A 14,986-nucleotide genomic window follows, 5' to 3' on the forward strand; every position below is an offset into this window, starting at 1 on the left:
TAAAAAAGCTGATCATGGCTTAATGGTACGCATGATCGGGTTTTGCAGGACGATCAGTGTCTCGGTGGACTGAATTTCATCAATTGTTTGGATCTTGTTGATAAGTACATGCTGGAGAGCATCGATCGAACGGCACATCACTTTGATAAAGATGCTGTAGTGGCCAGTTGTGTAATAGGCTTCAGTGACTTCATCGAGGCTTTCCAGCTTTGCCAGCGCGGAAGGATAGTCTTTGGCGCTCTTTAATATAATTCCGATAAAGCAGCCTACGTCATAACCGAGCTGCTTCGGGCTGACATCAATACGCGCCCCGGTAATGATCCCCGCCTGCTTCATTTTCTCTACTCGAACGTGAATTGTCCCCGGACTGACGCCAAATTGTTTCGCCAGTTCGGCGTAAGCGGTGCGCGCATTGCCCATTAATGCTTCCAGGATGCCACGGTCCAGATTGTCGATCAGATAATTTTCCATAGGATTTTCTTATGCGGATTGATGATTCATTCTATTTTAGCCTTCTTTTTTAATGAATCAAAAGTATGTGAGTCTTTTTATTGAATGATTATTGCATGTGTGTCGGTTTTTGTTGCTTAATCATAAGCAACAGGACGCAGGAGTATAAAAAATGAAAACCGCTTACATTGCCAAACAACGTCAAATTAGCTTCGTGAAATCTCACTTTTCTCGTCAACTGGAAGAACGTCTGGGGCTGATCGAAGTCCAGGCACCGATTCTTAGCCGTGTGGGGGATGGCACGCAGGATAACTTGTCGGGCTGTGAAAAAGCGGTGCAGGTAAAAGTGAAAGCTCTGCCTGATGCCCAGTTCGAAGTGGTTCATTCACTGGCGAAGTGGAAACGTCAGACCTTAGGGCAACACGACTTCAGCGCGGGCGAAGGGCTGTACACGCACATGAAAGCCCTTCGCCCCGATGAAGACCGTCTTTCCCCGTTGCACTCGGTCTATGTTGACCAGTGGGACTGGGAACGCGTAATGGGCGACGGCGAGCGTCAATTCTCGACTCTGAAAAGCACGGTAGAGGCGATCTGGGCGGGAATTAAAGCAACCGAAGCTGCGGTTAGCGAAGAGTTTGGCCTGGCACCGTTCCTGCCGGATCAGATCCACTTCGTACATAGCCAGGAGTTACTGTCTCGTTATCCGGATCTCGATGCCAAAGGGCGTGAGCGGGCGATTGCGAAAGATCTTGGCGCGGTATTTCTCGTCGGGATTGGCGGCAAGTTGAGTGATGGTCATCGCCACGACGTGCGCGCACCTGATTATGATGACTGGAGCACCCCGTCAGAGCTGGGCCATGCGGGTTTGAACGGCGATATTCTGGTGTGGAACCCGGTACTGGAAGATGCGTTTGAGCTTTCTTCCATGGGGATTCGCGTGGATGCCGAAACGCTGAAGCATCAGCTGGCGCTGACCGGTGACGAAGATCGCCTGCAGCTGGAGTGGCATCAGGCGCTGCTGCGCGGTGAAATGCCGCAGACCATTGGCGGCGGTATCGGCCAGTCTCGTTTGACCATGCTGCTGTTGCAACTACCACATATCGGTCAGGTTCAGTGTGGTGTATGGCCTACTGCTGTTCGCGAGAGCGTCCCTTCTCTGCTGTAATAATTTATCGCCGCCAGCGTCTGAGCAGGCGGCTTCGCATCCCGGTATCAAAGCGCCAGATATGATCGAAAATGCGCATGATGCCGGGTTTGCCGTGCGCTGACATCGCCACGGCATGAAAGCGATGCTGATGTATCTGCTGCAACTCTTTTACTTTACTCGTCACATCATCAGGCAACCGCTGGGCGATAAAATCAGAAATCACCACCGCATCGGCATCAAACCATTCCCGGCTTTGCAAGCGTTCCATAATGGCGCGGAAACAACTGGCAATATCGGTACCGCCACGAAACTGCTGGCTTAAAAAACGGATTGCTTGTTCGATGCCTTGTGGGCCTGAAAGCTCATAACGGACGATCTCGGTGGAAAATAACATAATAAAGCAGCGACGATTTTCAGCGAGGGCTATGCGCATCAATGCCAGACAGAACGCTTTCGCACACTGTTCATTAAAGCCGCCCATTGAGCCGGAAGTATCCACGCAGACAATAAACGGTCCGCGCGGCTGTTCGTCGTAATCTTTATGCACCACCGGGCGTTCGATCACTTTTTCACGCCACGACTCACCGTGCAGGCGATAGGTGAGCAACTGTTTTTCCACCAGCCGACGGTAAAACTCATACTCCAGTTCCGTTATCCCCAGTGTCGCCAGTTCTGGCGGCAGGAGACGTAAAATATCGTCGCTTTGTTGCAGACCATCAACCTGCTCAGGAACTGTCGCCGGTTCGCGCACCATGGTGTGGAAGGTTTCCATCTGCGCATCGTTGCGCGGTATTGATTTGGCTTCCCGGGAACGCCCCAACTGTTCTGCCAGGCGTTTCAGTTCCGGCTGTTCGTTAAGAAATTCACCGTATTTCACAATCAACTGATAGTCACCACGTTTAAGCTGACCGGCGCTCATATCCCACAGACGACCAGCTGCGGTATTGTTATCTGCGAGAATCGGTTCAAGTTGCCCGCTCAGCGTCATGCGTTCCTGAACTTCACTCAACAGTTGTTCGCGTTCTTCTTCTAATAGCTGTTGATTTAACGTCGTTGCTTGCACGATCAGACTTAAACGCCAACGCTGGAGAAAAAGTGTGTGTAACGCTGAAGTGATCGTGCTGTTAGCATCAACCAACTGTCGGGCTTGTTCTGCCCATGGGGAATTCAGACGATGCAGTAAGTCCAGGATCTGTGGTAGCTGCACAATAAACTGCGGCGTGGAGAGGAGCTGGCTTTCCTGATAGCACATCACCTCTTCGGTGAGTTCCGGCGGGACTCGGGCATCTTTCAGCCGACTGCGCAGCGCCTCACGCCAGCGGGGAACATCATCAGTGATTGCCGCCTTCAGTCGTGGGAATTTTTCAAAGAAGACTGCCAGCTGCGGTGAGGCCAGCAGCGCGATGATCATCTCTTCGATCAATCCCTCTTCGCTGACGGCCAGCATCACATTAAGCGTATCCAGCGTTAGCATTGTTGTGCCTGGCGAATCTGGGTGCCGACATCCTGTAGGCTGGCTTCAATGCGACCTAACCAGTCGCCAGGGATAAACAGACATTTTTGCTGTTCGCTGAATAAAGCGTGTTGCTTGCGCCAGTCGCTTTCAAGCTCTTCCAGTTGTTGTTTTATTTCACCTGGCAGACCTTCAGCCGATGAACCGGGAAGTGCCAGCGTACTGCCTTGTAAACTTACATCGCGTACGACAAGATGTTGGGCGCTATCAACTTCCAGATTCAGTTTCTGGGCAAAGCCGATACCGTTCAGTTTGCCGCGAATTTCACCACCTCTGCTCAGCCACTGTTCCAGCGCGCTACGCTCAAAGGAGATATGAACCACTTCCATATCATGCAGTTTTAACGGTTTTTGCAGCAGCAGAGTCAGAGTGGAAGCAGTAACGTTAACAGGGAGTTGATACTGCTGACGACGGCTGAAAATGCCGCCCAGACGAATTACCGTTAAGGCTGTTTTATCGCTTTGTTGCTGCTGTAGTTGCAGGTGACGTTGCACAATCGCGCCCAGGCGGGTCAACATCCCTTGCTGTTGCCAGGCATGACCGGTCATCAATACATCAATTTGTTGTTGTATCAAATTCAGGCTTTGCGCGTCATACCACAGGCAATCTTTCAGCAAAATGAGATCTACCGGGGCAACAGCACTGCGACCGCTAAAAAAGGCGCTGGCCTGCAATAAGCGGATCGCTTTTTTCCAGCGACGATCCGAGACATAAGGCGCATCCGGTAATTTATCCAGTTGCTGGCGCAGCATAAAAATCAGCTCAAATACATGATCGGGCAGCGTAATTTCACCAATCTCTTTCTGCCAGCGTTCATATTCTTCATCTGTGACCTGCAAGGAGGCAGGAACCGGATTGTCATTTTCATCCTGTTGACTGGTCAGCATGGAGCGGAAATTCGCTTTATCCTGCACTTTATCTAACCACAGACGAATCAGCATACGGTCATATAACGCTTCCAGGCTGCTGTCTGCTTCCGGCAGTTCGTTGGAGGCAGCCACCAGCAAGCGCATCGGGATTTTTTCTACGTGTGCGCCGTTGCGAAACTGGCGTTCGTTAATGGCAGTGAGCAGGGTATTAAGTATTGCCGGGCCCGCTTTCCAGATCTCATCCAGAAAGACGATTTCTGCTTCTGGCAGGTAACCGCTGGTTAAACGTTCATAGCGCCCTTCATCTTTTAGCGCCTGAATGGAAAGGGGACCAAAAACTTCTTCCGGCGTGGAGAAGCGGGTCATCAGATATTCAAACGCACGGGCATTCTGAAAGGCGAATTTTAAGCGCCGGGCGATCAAACTTTTTGCAATACCTGGCGGGCCAAGCAGAAAAACACTTTCACCACTTAATGCCGCTAACAAACATAAGCGAATAGCGTGGCTACGTTCATAAAGCCCCTTTTCCAGCGAACTGCTCAGGCGGGAAATTCTTTCCGCTAATAAATGAGGGTGAGCCATAATGAAGTGGCGTCCTTTCGTCAAAAGTTCTGCGTAAATTGCGAGTATAGACGTTTCTTGCTGGTGGCTAAAATAGTCTCAAAGAGGGGTTATTTTTCTTTGAGCCAGGTTAATGTGGCCGCATTTAGGAGTACGATTTTGCCGTTAATCGTGCATACTGTGCGCTTTTTTGTGGGCCAAGGGACTAAGCACACATTTCATATTTCAACGAAAGACTAGTCTATGAGCACTGATAATAAGCAATCGTTGCCCGCGATTACCCTCGCGGCGATTGGAGTTGTCTACGGCGATATTGGTACCAGCCCGTTATATACACTTCGTGAATGTTTGTCCGGCCAGTTTGGTTTTGGCGTTGAACGCGATGCCGTGTTTGGCTTTTTATCGCTGATCTTCTGGCTGCTAATCTTTGTGGTTTCCATTAAATATCTCACCTTCGTGATGCGGGCAGATAACGCCGGTGAGGGGGGGATCCTGACGTTGATGTCGCTTGCCGGGCGTAATACGTCGGCGCGAACCACATCAATGCTGGTGATTATGGGGCTAATCGGCGGCAGCTTTTTCTATGGTGAAGTCGTCATAACACCCGCTATTTCGGTGATGTCTGCCATTGAAGGTCTGGAAATCGTCGCCCCGCAGCTGGATACCTGGATAGTTCCTCTCTCAATCATCGTTCTCACTTTACTATTTATGATTCAAAAACATGGCACGGCTATGGTCGGTAAGCTGTTTGCGCCGATCATGCTGACCTGGTTTTTGATTCTGGCGGGACTGGGGTTACGTAGCATTATTGCTAACCCGGAAGTGCTGCATGCGCTGAATCCGATGTGGGCGGTGCATTTCTTCCTTGAATACAAAACGGTTTCTTTTATTGCATTAGGGGCAGTGGTGCTGTCGATTACGGGGGTCGAGGCGCTGTATGCTGATATGGGGCACTTTGGTAAGTTCCCGATTCGCCTGGCGTGGTTCACCGTCGTATTGCCTTCCTTAACTCTTAATTACTTTGGTCAGGGAGCGCTGTTGTTAAAGAACCCGGAAGCAATTAAGAACCCGTTCTTCCTGTTGGCACCGGACTGGGCGCTGATCCCGCTGCTGATCATCGCCGCACTGGCGACGGTAATTGCCTCGCAGGCAGTTATCTCTGGCGTCTTCTCATTGACGCGTCAGGCCGTACGTCTGGGATATTTGTCGCCGATGCGCATTATTCACACCTCCGAAATGGAGTCTGGGCAAATCTATATTCCGTTTGTGAACTGGATGCTCTATGTCGCGGTCGTGATTGTGATCGTCAGCTTTGAGCACTCCAGCAACCTGGCGGCGGCGTACGGGATTGCGGTGACCGGAACCATGGTACTGACGTCTATTCTCTCAACTACCGTGGCACGTCAGAACTGGCACTGGAATAAGTATTTTGTTGCGCTGATCCTGATTGCTTTCCTTTGTGTTGATATTCCATTGTTCACCGCTAACCTCGATAAACTGCTCTCCGGCGGCTGGTTGCCATTGAGCCTCGGTACGGTGATGTTTATCGTGATGACCACCTGGAAGAGCGAACGTTTCCGCTTGCTGCGGCGGATGCATGAACATGGTAACTCTCTGGAAGCGATGATTGCTTCGCTGGAGAAATCACCGCCCGTTCGCGTGCCTGGGACCGCGGTGTATATGTCACGTGCAATCAACGTCATTCCCTTTGCGCTGATGCATAACCTTAAACATAACAAGGTATTGCATGAGCGGGTGATTCTGTTAACTCTGCGCACCGAAGACGCGCCTTATGTCCATAACGTCCGTCGGGTACAGATTGAACAACTGTCGCCCACTTTCTGGCGCGTGGTGGCAAGTTATGGTTGGCGAGAAACGCCAAACGTGGAAGAAGTATTCCACCGCTGCGGTCTGGAAGGATTAAGTTGCCGGATGATGGAAACCTCCTTCTTTATGTCGCATGAGTCGTTGATCCTCGGCAAACGTCCGTGGTATTTGCGTTTGCGCGGCAAGCTGTATTTGCTGTTGCAACGTAATGCGCTGCGCGCACCGGATCAATTTGAAATCCCGCCAAACAGGGTTATCGAACTGGGTACTCAGGTCGAAATTTAACGCCAGACGCCTCCTTTCTCCATAAGGGGGCGTTTTTGTTTTCATGGTTAATCACCATGTAAAACGTTTCGATGTTGATCACATTTCCGTAACGTCACGATGGTTTTCCCAACTCAGTCAGGATTAAACTGCGGGTCAGCGAAACGTTTCGCTGATGGAGAAAAAAATGAAAAAAGGCACCGTTCTTAATTCTGATATTTCTTCGGTGATCTCCCGTCTGGGACATACCGATACGTTGGTGGTGTGTGATGCTGGTTTACCCATCCCCAAAAGTACAACGCGTATCGATATGGCATTAACCCAGGGGGTACCTTCTTTTATGCAGGTGCTGGGCGTCGTCACAAATGAAATGCAGGTCGAGGCTGCCATTATCGCGGAAGAGATCAAACAACATAATCCGCAACTCCACGAAACGTTGCTCACTCACCTTGAGCAGCTGCAACAACACCAGGGAAATACCATTGAAATTCGTTACACCACGCATGAACAATTCAAACAACAAACCGCAGAAAGTCAGGCGGTAATTCGCAGCGGAGAATGTTCTCCGTATGCGAATATCATTCTCTGTGCTGGCGTGACGTTCTGAGGCCGTCATGGAAGCATTACTTCAGCTTAAAGGCATCGATAAAGCCTTCCCGGGCGTAAAAGCCCTCTCGGGCGCAGCGTTAAATGTCTATCCTGGCCGCGTGATGGCGCTGGTGGGCGAAAACGGCGCGGGTAAATCCACCATGATGAAAGTGCTTACTGGTATCTATACTCGCGATGCCGGTACGCTTTTATGGCTGGGGAAAGAAACGACGTTTACCGGGCCGAAATCCTCCCAGGAAGCCGGCATTGGAATCATCCATCAGGAACTGAACCTGATCCCGCAGTTAACCATTGCCGAAAACATTTTCCTCGGTCGTGAGTTTGTTAATCGCTTTGGCAAAATTGACTGGAAAACCATGTATGCCGAAGCGGATAAATTGCTGGCTAAACTTAACCTGCGTTTTAAAAGTGACAAGCTGGTGGGCGATCTTTCCATCGGTGACCAGCAAATGGTTGAAATTGCCAAAGTGCTGAGCTTTGAGTCGAAAGTCATCATTATGGATGAACCGACCGATGCGCTGACCGATACCGAAACCGAATCCCTGTTCCGCGTCATCCGCGAGCTGAAATCGCAAGGCCGCGGTATTGTCTATATCTCCCACCGCATGAAAGAAATCTTCGAAATTTGCGATGACGTTACTGTTTTTCGTGACGGGCAATTTATTGCTGAGCGCGAAGTGGCATCACTGACCGAAGATTCGCTGATTGAGATGATGGTGGGCCGCAAGCTGGAAGATCAATATCCACACCTGGACAAAGCGCCGGGCGATATCCGCCTGAAAGTCGATAATCTCTGCGGACCTGGCGTTAATGATGTTTCATTTACCTTACGCAAAGGTGAAATTCTTGGCGTCTCTGGTTTGATGGGCGCAGGTCGTACTGAACTGATGAAAGTGCTCTACGGCGCACTGCCGCGCACCAGCGGTTACGTCACTCTGGATGGGCATGAAGTCGTTACCCGTTCACCGCAGGATGGCCTGGCAAACGGCATTGTGTATATCTCCGAAGACCGCAAACGTGACGGTTTAGTGCTGGGTATGTCAGTCAAAGAGAATATGTCGCTGACTGCGCTGCGTTACTTTAGCCGTACTGGCGGCAGTTTGAAGCATGCCGATGAACAGCAGGCAGTGAGTGATTTTATTCGTCTGTTTAATGTGAAAACGCCGTCGATGGAACAGGCAATTGGTTTGCTCTCCGGTGGCAATCAGCAAAAAGTGGCGATTGCCCGTGGACTGATGACACGCCCCAAAGTGTTGATTCTTGATGAACCTACCCGTGGCGTAGATGTTGGTGCGAAAAAAGAGATCTATCAACTGATTAACCAGTTCAAAGCCGATGGCTTGAGCATCATTCTGGTGTCATCGGAGATGCCAGAAGTATTAGGCATGAGCGATCGCATCATCGTCATGCATGAAGGGCATCTCAGCGGGGAATTTACTCGTGAGCAGGCCACCCAGGAAGTGTTAATGGCTGCCGCTGTGGGCAAGCTTAATCGCGTGAATCAGGAGTAAAAAAATGACAACCCAGACTGTCTCTGGTCGCCGTTATTTCACGAAAGCGTGGCTGATGGAGCAGAAATCGCTTATCGCTCTGCTGGTGCTGATCGCGATTGTCTCGACGTTAAGCCCGAACTTTTTCACCATCAATAACTTATTCAATATTCTCCAGCAAACCTCGGTGAACGCCATTATGGCGGTCGGGATGACGCTGGTGATCCTGACGTCGGGTATCGACTTGTCGGTAGGTTCTCTGTTGGCGCTGACTGGCGCAGTGGCTGCATCTATCGTCGGCATTGAAGTCAATGCGCTGGTGGCTGTCGCTGCCGCTCTCGCGTTAGGTGCCGCTATTGGTGCGGTAACCGGGGTGATTGTAGCGAAAGGTCGCGTCCAGGCGTTTATCGCTACGCTGGTTATGATGCTTTTACTGCGCGGCGTGACCATGGTTTATACCAACGGTAGCCCAGTGAATACCGGCTTTACTGAGAACGCCGATCTGTTCGGCTGGTTTGGTATTGGTCGTCCGCTGGGCGTACCGACGCCAGTCTGGATCATGGGGATTGTGTTCCTCGCGGCCTGGTACATGCTGCATCACACACGTTTGGGGCGTTACATCTACGCGCTGGGCGGCAACGAAGCGGCAACGCGTCTTTCTGGTATCAACGTCAATAAAATCAAAATCATCGTCTATTCTCTTTGTGGTCTGCTGGCATCGCTGGCCGGGATCATTGAAGTGGCGCGTCTCTCCTCCGCACAACCCACGGCGGGGACTGGCTATGAGCTGGATGCTATTGCTGCGGTGGTTCTGGGCGGTACGAGTCTGGCGGGCGGAAAAGGTCGCATTGTTGGGACGTTGATCGGCGCATTAATTCTTGGCTTCCTTAATAATGGATTGAATTTGTTAGGTGTTTCCTCCTATTACCAGATGATCGTCAAAGCGGTGGTGATTTTGCTGGCGGTGCTGGTAGACAACAAAAAACAGTAATAACGACTACAGGACATCTTGAATATGAACATGAAAAAACTGGCTACCCTGGTTTCCGCTGTTGCGCTAAGCGCCACCGTCAGTGCGAATGCGATGGCAAAAGACACCATCGCGCTGGTGGTTTCCACGCTTAACAACCCGTTCTTTGTATCGCTGAAAGATGGCGCGCAGAAAGAGGCGGATAAACTCGGCTATAACCTGGTGGTGCTGGACTCCCAGAATAACCCGGCGAAAGAGCTGGCGAACGTGCAGGACTTAACCGTTCGCGGCACCAAAATTCTGCTGATTAACCCGACCGACTCCGACGCAGTGGGTAATGCTGTGAAGATGGCTAACCAGGCGAACATCCCGGTTATCACTCTTGACCGCCAGGCCACGAAAGGTGAAGTAGTGAGCCATATTGCTTCTGATAACGTACTGGGCGGCAAAATCGCGGGGGATTATATCGCGAAGAAAGCGGGTGAAGGTGCCAAAGTTATCGAGCTGCAAGGCATTGCCGGTACCTCCGCAGCCCGTGAGCGTGGCGAAGGTTTCCAGCAGGCCGTTGCTGCTCACAAGTTTAATGTTCTTGCCAGCCAGCCAGCGGATTTTGACCGTACCAAAGGTTTGAACGTAATGCAGAACCTGTTGACCGCTCATCCGGATGTTCAGGCTGTGTTCGCGCAGAATGATGAAATGGCGCTGGGCGCGCTGCGCGCACTGCAAACTGCTGGTAAATCGGATGTGATGGTCGTCGGATTTGACGGTACACCGGATGGCGAAAAAGCGGTGAATGATGGCAAACTAGCAGCGACTATCGCTCAGCTACCCGATCAGATTGGCGCGAAAGGCGTCGAAACCGCCGATAAAGTGCTGAAAGGCGAGAAAGTTCAGGCTAAGTATCCGGTTGATCTGAAACTGGTTGTTAAGCAGTAGTTTTAATCAGGTTGTATGACCTGATGGTGACATAAATACGTCATCGACAGATGAACGTGTAAAATAAAGAAAAGCAGGGCACGCGCCACCCTAACACGGTGGCGCATTTTATGGACATCCCGAATATGCAAAACGCAGGCAGCCTCGTTGTTCTTGGCAGCATTAATGCTGACCACATTCTTAATCTTCAATCTTTTCCTACTCCAGGCGAAACCGTAACCGGTAACCACTATCAGGTTGCATTTGGCGGCAAAGGCGCGAATCAGGCTGTGGCTGCAGGGCGTAGCGGTGCGGATATCGCGTTTATTGCCTGTACGGGTGATGACAGCATTGGTGAAAGCGTTCGCCAGCAGCTCGCCACTGATAACATCGATATTTCTCCGGTGAGCGTGATCAAAGGCGAATCAACAGGTGTGGCGCTGATTTTTGTTAATGGCGAAGGTGAGAATGTCATTGGTATTCATGCCGGCGCTAACGCAGCCCTTTCCCCTGCGCTGGTGGAGGCGCAACGTGAGCGTATTGCTAACGCATCGGCATTATTAATGCAGCTGGAATCACCACTCGAAAGTGTGATGGCAGCGGCGAAAATCGCCCATCAAAATAAGACTATCGTTGCGCTTAACCCGGCTCCGGCTCGCGAACTTCCTGACGAACTGCTGGAACTGGTGGACATTATTACGCCAAACGAAACGGAAGCAGAAAAGCTCACCGGTATTCGCGTTGAAAATGATGAAGATGCAGCGAAGGCCGCGCAGGTACTGCATGAAAAAGGTATCCGTACCGTACTGATCACCTTAGGAAGTCGTGGTGTGTGGGCTAGCGTGAATAGTGAAGGTCAGCGCGTTCCTGGATTCCGGGTGCAGGCTGTCGATACCATTGCTGCCGGAGATACTTTTAACGGCGCGTTAATCACGGCGTTGCTGGAAGAAAAAACATTGCCAGAGGCGATTCGTTTTGCCCATGCCGCCGCTGCGATTGCCGTAACACGTAAAGGCGCACAACCTTCCGTACCGTGGCGTGAAGAGATCGACGCATTTTTAGACAGGCAGAGGTGACGCTTGGCTACAATGAAAGATGTTGCCCGCCTGGCGGGCGTTTCTACCTCAACAGTTTCTCACGTTATCAATAAAGATCGCTTCGTCAGTGAAGCGATTACCGCCAAAGTTGAAGCGGCGATTAAAGAACTCAATTACGCGCCATCAGCTCTGGCGCGTAGCCTCAAACTCAATCAAACACATACCATTGGCATGTTGATCACTGCCAGTACCAATCCTTTCTATTCTGAACTGGTGCGTGGCGTTGAACGCAGCTGCTTCGAACGCGGTTATAGTCTTGTCCTTTGCAATACCGAAGGCGATGAACAGCGGATGAATCGCAATCTGGAAACGCTGATGCAAAAACGCGTTGATGGCTTGCTGTTACTGTGCACCGAAACGCATCAGCCTTCGCGTGAAATCATGCAACGTTATCCGACAGTGCCTACCGTGATGATGGACTGGGCACCGTTCGATGGCGACAGCGATCTTATACAGGATAACTCGTTGCTGGGCGGAGACTTAGCAACGCAATATCTGATCGATAAAGGTCATACCCGTATCGCCTGTATTACCGGCCCGCTGGATAAAACTCCGGCGCGCCTGCGGTTGGAAGGTTATCGGGCGGCGATGAAACGTGCGGGTCTCAACATTCCTGATGGCTATGAAGTTACGGGTGATTTTGAATTTAACGGCGGGTTTGACGCTATGCGCCAACTGTTATCACATCCGCTGCGTCCTCAGGCCGTCTTTACCGGAAATGACGCTATGGCTGTTGGCGTTTACCAGGCGCTATATCAGGCAGAGTTACAGGTTCCGCAGGATATCGCGGTGATTGGCTATGACGATATCGAACTGGCAAGCTTTATGACGCCACCATTAACCACTATCCATCAACCGAAAGATGAACTGGGGGAGCTGGCGATTGATGTACTCATCCATCGGATAACCCAGCCGACCCTTCAGCAACAACGATTACAACTTACTCCGATTCTGATGGAACGCGGTTCGGCTTAGATTTACGCTGTCTTTTGATCAAATTATTACCATCGGTTGTTTTCAGAAGCATGAACATTGCTGCTGAAGCAACAGTAATAATGCCCATTGTGATAAACGTATAGTGGAATTGTTCGACAGTCGTTGTGCCTTCCATCCCTTCATAAACGCGAAGGACGGCCGCACTTACAGCAACGCCTAAACTGATAGACAGTTGCTGCGTGACCGCCAGAACACTGTTACCGCTGCTGGCGTTATCATCGGTCAGATCGGCAAGTGTGATGGTATTCATCGCGGTAAATTGCGTCGACATAGCCATCCCTAATATAAACAACGGCAAGATCAGCATCCATATCGCCATTGCTGGTGATTGCAAAGAGAACTGAGCGATCATTAGCCCAATAATTACCGTGATCCCCACTAACGTATGGCGATAGCCCAGACGACGTAAGACTTGGGTAACCATCGATTTTGCAATAATGGAACCTAACGCTGTCGGTGCCATCATACAGCCGGCAATAAACGCCTGATAACCAAATCCTACCTGTAACATCAATGGCATAAGGAACGGTACACAGCCGGTCCCCAGACGGGTTGTAATATTGCCTACTATACCGATCGAGAAAGTGCGGGTTTTAAATAAATCTAATGAAATTAATGGGTTTAGCGTGCGTCGTGCATGGAGAATATAGAGAAGCAGTAACCCGATGCTGGTGACAATTACCGTCAAGGCAATCCAACTGGCGACAATCTTTTCACCGAATAGCTCTATTCCGCTTGAGAAGAGAACAAGGCTGAGGCCAAACAGCAAAAAGCCAGTGATATCGAATCTGCGTCGTGCGGTGGTGAAATTGGGCATATGTTTGCGCGCGTAAAGAAGGCCGGCAATACCTATGGGGATATTGATTAAAAATATCCAGTGCCAGGTTGCCCAGGTGACCAGCACGCCGCCAAGTACGGGGCCTAAAATTGGCCCCACCAGACCCGGCATGGCGACAAAATTCAATACAGGAAGAAGCTCATTACGAGGATAAGCACGCAGTAAGGCCAGCCGAGCAACAGGCATCATCATTGCGCCACCTATCCCCTGAATAACCCGGAAGACAACCAGCTGTGGTAGCGAGTTAGAAAGTGCGCAGGCCAGAGAACCCAATGTGAACAGACTCACGGCAAGGGTAAATATGCGACGCGTACCGAAGCGATCGGCTAGCCATCCGCTTACCGGAATAAGCATCGCCACCGTCAGCGTGTAACTGATGATGGCTGATTGCATCGCGAGAGGAGAACGATTAAGGCTATGAGCGATTGCGGGTAAGGCGGTATTCAGAATAGTGGCATCAAGTGCCTGCATGAAGAAGGCCATCGCCGCGATCCACGGCAGACCCGCCATACTGCGCTTCTTTTTATCGCTCATTCAATGTCCTGTTATCGGGGTGTCACTTATCAGGTGAGCGTAGCAGCGCCTGACAAGCTTTAAATGCCGCGTCGCCATCGCTTTGGATAATCGCATCAACAATCGCCTGGTGCAGATCCAGCTTTATCACTGTGTCGCTGGTAATTGACGTGAAGTAAGTGTGATAAACCGAATGGAAGAGCGAGGCGAATGAGGTCAAAAACGGATTGGCGCTCATTTCATAGATATGCTCATGCCAGGCCATATCGACCTCAATCCAGCGTTCACGGCGAAAGTTCTCTTTTAATGCCACCATTTCGGCCATTAACGTATTGAGATGCGCCTTCTGTTCCGCGGTGCCAACCGTTGCAGCCAGTAGGCAAGCTTGCGGCTCCAGACAGATACGCATAACCAGAAAGTGTTCGATGACCTGATGAAAGTTCTCTTCTGTCATCCACCAGGTAAGCAATTCCTGATCAAGAAAATTCCAGTTTGATTGTGGCATGACCCGGGTACCAATTCGTGGTCGCGGTAAAACCATCCCTTTTGCCGTTAACGTTTTAACCGCTTCGCGTACCGCTGTACGACTCACTCCAAATTGCTCGCCCAGCTCAATCTCACCAGGCAAAATGGTGCCGGGTTCATATTCACCTTTTAAGATCCGTTGCGCCAGCTTCTCAGCCAGAACATACGAAAGGTTTTTCTGTGCAGCTAACTGTTGTGCGCTTAAAGGCATTACTAATCTTCCTTTTTCTTTTTATTCCTCCTTAGTATGCCACCAGGAAGTGTGATTACGGTTGCAAAAACGGCAAATTGCTTGTTTTATGGCACATTAACGGGGCTTTTGCTGAAAAAATGCGCGGTCGGAAAATTATTTTAAATTTCCTCTTGTCAGGCCGGAATAACTCCCTATAATGCGCCACCACT

The 14,986-nt window shown here is 50.6% G+C and carries 13 protein-coding genes; 8 read left to right on the top strand and 5 right to left on the bottom strand.

Annotated features, from left to right (window positions below; translation table 11 throughout):
* Nucleotides 1-12 precede the first annotated feature (12 nt).
* Nucleotides 13-471, bottom strand: a complete 459-nt coding sequence (gene asnC, locus ATB02_RS19670; RefSeq protein ID WP_000432970.1) for a transcriptional regulator AsnC — start codon at nucleotides 469-471, stop codon at nucleotides 13-15.
* Nucleotides 472-622: 151 nt separating this feature from the next.
* On the opposite strand from asnC, the gene asnA reads away from it, so the two are divergent.
* The gene (gene asnA, locus ATB02_RS19675; RefSeq protein WP_105272128.1) at nucleotides 623-1,615 is read left to right on the top strand and encodes an aspartate--ammonia ligase; all 993 of its coding nucleotides are present in this window, start codon (nucleotides 623-625) and stop codon (nucleotides 1,613-1,615) included.
* Nucleotides 1,616-1,619: 4 nt separating this feature from the next.
* On the opposite strand, the gene viaA is transcribed toward asnA, so the two are convergent.
* A complete protein-coding gene (gene viaA / locus ATB02_RS19680) occupies nucleotides 1,620-3,071 on the bottom strand; it encodes an ATPase RavA stimulator ViaA (protein ID WP_105272129.1) in 1,452 nt (483 codons plus the stop codon).
* On the bottom strand, nucleotides 3,065-4,561 hold the full coding sequence (ravA, locus tag ATB02_RS19685) for an ATPase RavA (RefSeq protein ID WP_001353548.1): 1,497 nt from the start codon (nucleotides 4,559-4,561) through the stop codon (nucleotides 3,065-3,067). Before ravA ends, viaA begins: the two co-directional genes overlap by 7 nt.
* A gap of 222 nt (nucleotides 4,562-4,783) precedes the next feature.
* Between ravA and kup the strand changes: the two genes are divergently transcribed.
* From kup to rbsR, 7 genes are all read left to right on the top strand, one after another.
* Nucleotides 4,784-6,652: a low affinity potassium transporter Kup gene (gene kup / locus ATB02_RS19690; RefSeq protein ID WP_000102319.1), complete on the top strand. Its 1,869-nt coding sequence runs from the start codon at nucleotides 4,784-4,786 to the stop codon at nucleotides 6,650-6,652.
* A gap of 166 nt (nucleotides 6,653-6,818) precedes the next feature.
* The gene (rbsD, locus tag ATB02_RS19695) at nucleotides 6,819-7,238 is read left to right on the top strand and encodes a D-ribose pyranase (protein ID WP_001590928.1); all 420 of its coding nucleotides are present in this window, start codon (nucleotides 6,819-6,821) and stop codon (nucleotides 7,236-7,238) included.
* A 7-nt stretch (nucleotides 7,239-7,245) separates the two neighbouring features.
* A complete protein-coding gene (gene rbsA / locus ATB02_RS19700) occupies nucleotides 7,246-8,751 on the top strand; it encodes a ribose ABC transporter ATP-binding protein RbsA (protein WP_000387771.1) in 1,506 nt (501 codons plus the stop codon).
* Nucleotides 8,752-8,755: 4 nt separating this feature from the next.
* A complete protein-coding gene (gene rbsC, locus ATB02_RS19705) occupies nucleotides 8,756-9,721 on the top strand; it encodes a ribose ABC transporter permease (RefSeq protein WP_000211858.1) in 966 nt (321 codons plus the stop codon).
* Nucleotides 9,722-9,745: 24 nt separating this feature from the next.
* Nucleotides 9,746-10,636: a ribose ABC transporter substrate-binding protein RbsB gene (rbsB, locus tag ATB02_RS19710; protein ID WP_001056273.1), complete on the top strand. Its 891-nt coding sequence runs from the start codon at nucleotides 9,746-9,748 to the stop codon at nucleotides 10,634-10,636.
* Nucleotides 10,637-10,761: 125 nt separating this feature from the next.
* Nucleotides 10,762-11,691 (top strand): ribokinase, encoded by a 930-nt coding sequence (gene rbsK, locus ATB02_RS19715; RefSeq protein ID WP_105272131.1) that lies wholly within the window; start codon nucleotides 10,762-10,764, stop codon nucleotides 11,689-11,691.
* A 3-nt stretch (nucleotides 11,692-11,694) separates the two neighbouring features.
* On the top strand, nucleotides 11,695-12,687 hold the full coding sequence (gene rbsR / locus ATB02_RS19720; RefSeq protein ID WP_000224470.1) for a ribose operon transcriptional repressor RbsR: 993 nt from the start codon (nucleotides 11,695-11,697) through the stop codon (nucleotides 12,685-12,687).
* On the opposite strand, the gene mdtD is transcribed toward rbsR, so the two are convergent.
* Entirely contained in the window at nucleotides 12,653-14,080 is a 1,428-nt protein-coding gene (mdtD, locus tag ATB02_RS19725; RefSeq protein WP_088541955.1) for a multidrug transporter subunit MdtD, read from the bottom strand. The genes rbsR and mdtD overlap by 35 nt on opposite strands.
* Nucleotides 14,081-14,102: 22 nt before the next feature.
* Entirely contained in the window at nucleotides 14,103-14,795 is a 693-nt protein-coding gene (locus tag ATB02_RS19730; protein WP_105272130.1) for a FadR/GntR family transcriptional regulator, read from the bottom strand.
* Nucleotides 14,796-14,986: the final 191 nt, after the last annotated feature.

This window comes from Escherichia sp. MOD1-EC5189 (assembly GCF_002966045.1).
In the GTDB taxonomy this organism is placed as follows: Bacteria; Pseudomonadota; Gammaproteobacteria; order Enterobacterales; family Enterobacteriaceae; genus Escherichia; species Escherichia coli_F.

Excerpts from the sequence above, each read along its gene's own strand:
- asnC (WP_000432970.1), bottom strand. The coding sequence starts at position 471 with ATGGAAAATTATCTGATCGACAATCTGGACCGTGGCATCCTGGAAGCA.
- asnA (WP_105272128.1), top strand. The coding sequence starts at position 623 with ATGAAAACCGCTTACATTGCCAAACAACGTCAAATTAGCTTCGTGAAA.
- viaA (WP_105272129.1), bottom strand. The coding sequence starts at position 3,071 with ATGCTAACGCTGGATACGCTTAATGTGATGCTGGCCGTCAGCGAAGAG.
- ravA (WP_001353548.1), bottom strand. The coding sequence starts at position 4,561 with ATGGCTCACCCTCATTTATTAGCGGAAAGAATTTCCCGCCTGAGCAGT.
- kup (WP_000102319.1), top strand. The coding sequence starts at position 4,784 with ATGAGCACTGATAATAAGCAATCGTTGCCCGCGATTACCCTCGCGGCG.
- rbsD (WP_001590928.1), top strand. The coding sequence starts at position 6,819 with ATGAAAAAAGGCACCGTTCTTAATTCTGATATTTCTTCGGTGATCTCC.
- rbsA (WP_000387771.1), top strand. The coding sequence starts at position 7,246 with ATGGAAGCATTACTTCAGCTTAAAGGCATCGATAAAGCCTTCCCGGGC.
- rbsC (WP_000211858.1), top strand. The coding sequence starts at position 8,756 with ATGACAACCCAGACTGTCTCTGGTCGCCGTTATTTCACGAAAGCGTGG.
- rbsB (WP_001056273.1), top strand. The coding sequence starts at position 9,746 with ATGAACATGAAAAAACTGGCTACCCTGGTTTCCGCTGTTGCGCTAAGC.
- rbsK (WP_105272131.1), top strand. The coding sequence starts at position 10,762 with ATGCAAAACGCAGGCAGCCTCGTTGTTCTTGGCAGCATTAATGCTGAC.
- mdtD (WP_088541955.1), bottom strand. The coding sequence starts at position 14,080 with ATGAGCGATAAAAAGAAGCGCAGTATGGCGGGTCTGCCGTGGATCGCG.
- ATB02_RS19730 (WP_105272130.1), bottom strand. The coding sequence starts at position 14,795 with ATGCCTTTAAGCGCACAACAGTTAGCTGCACAGAAAAACCTTTCGTAT.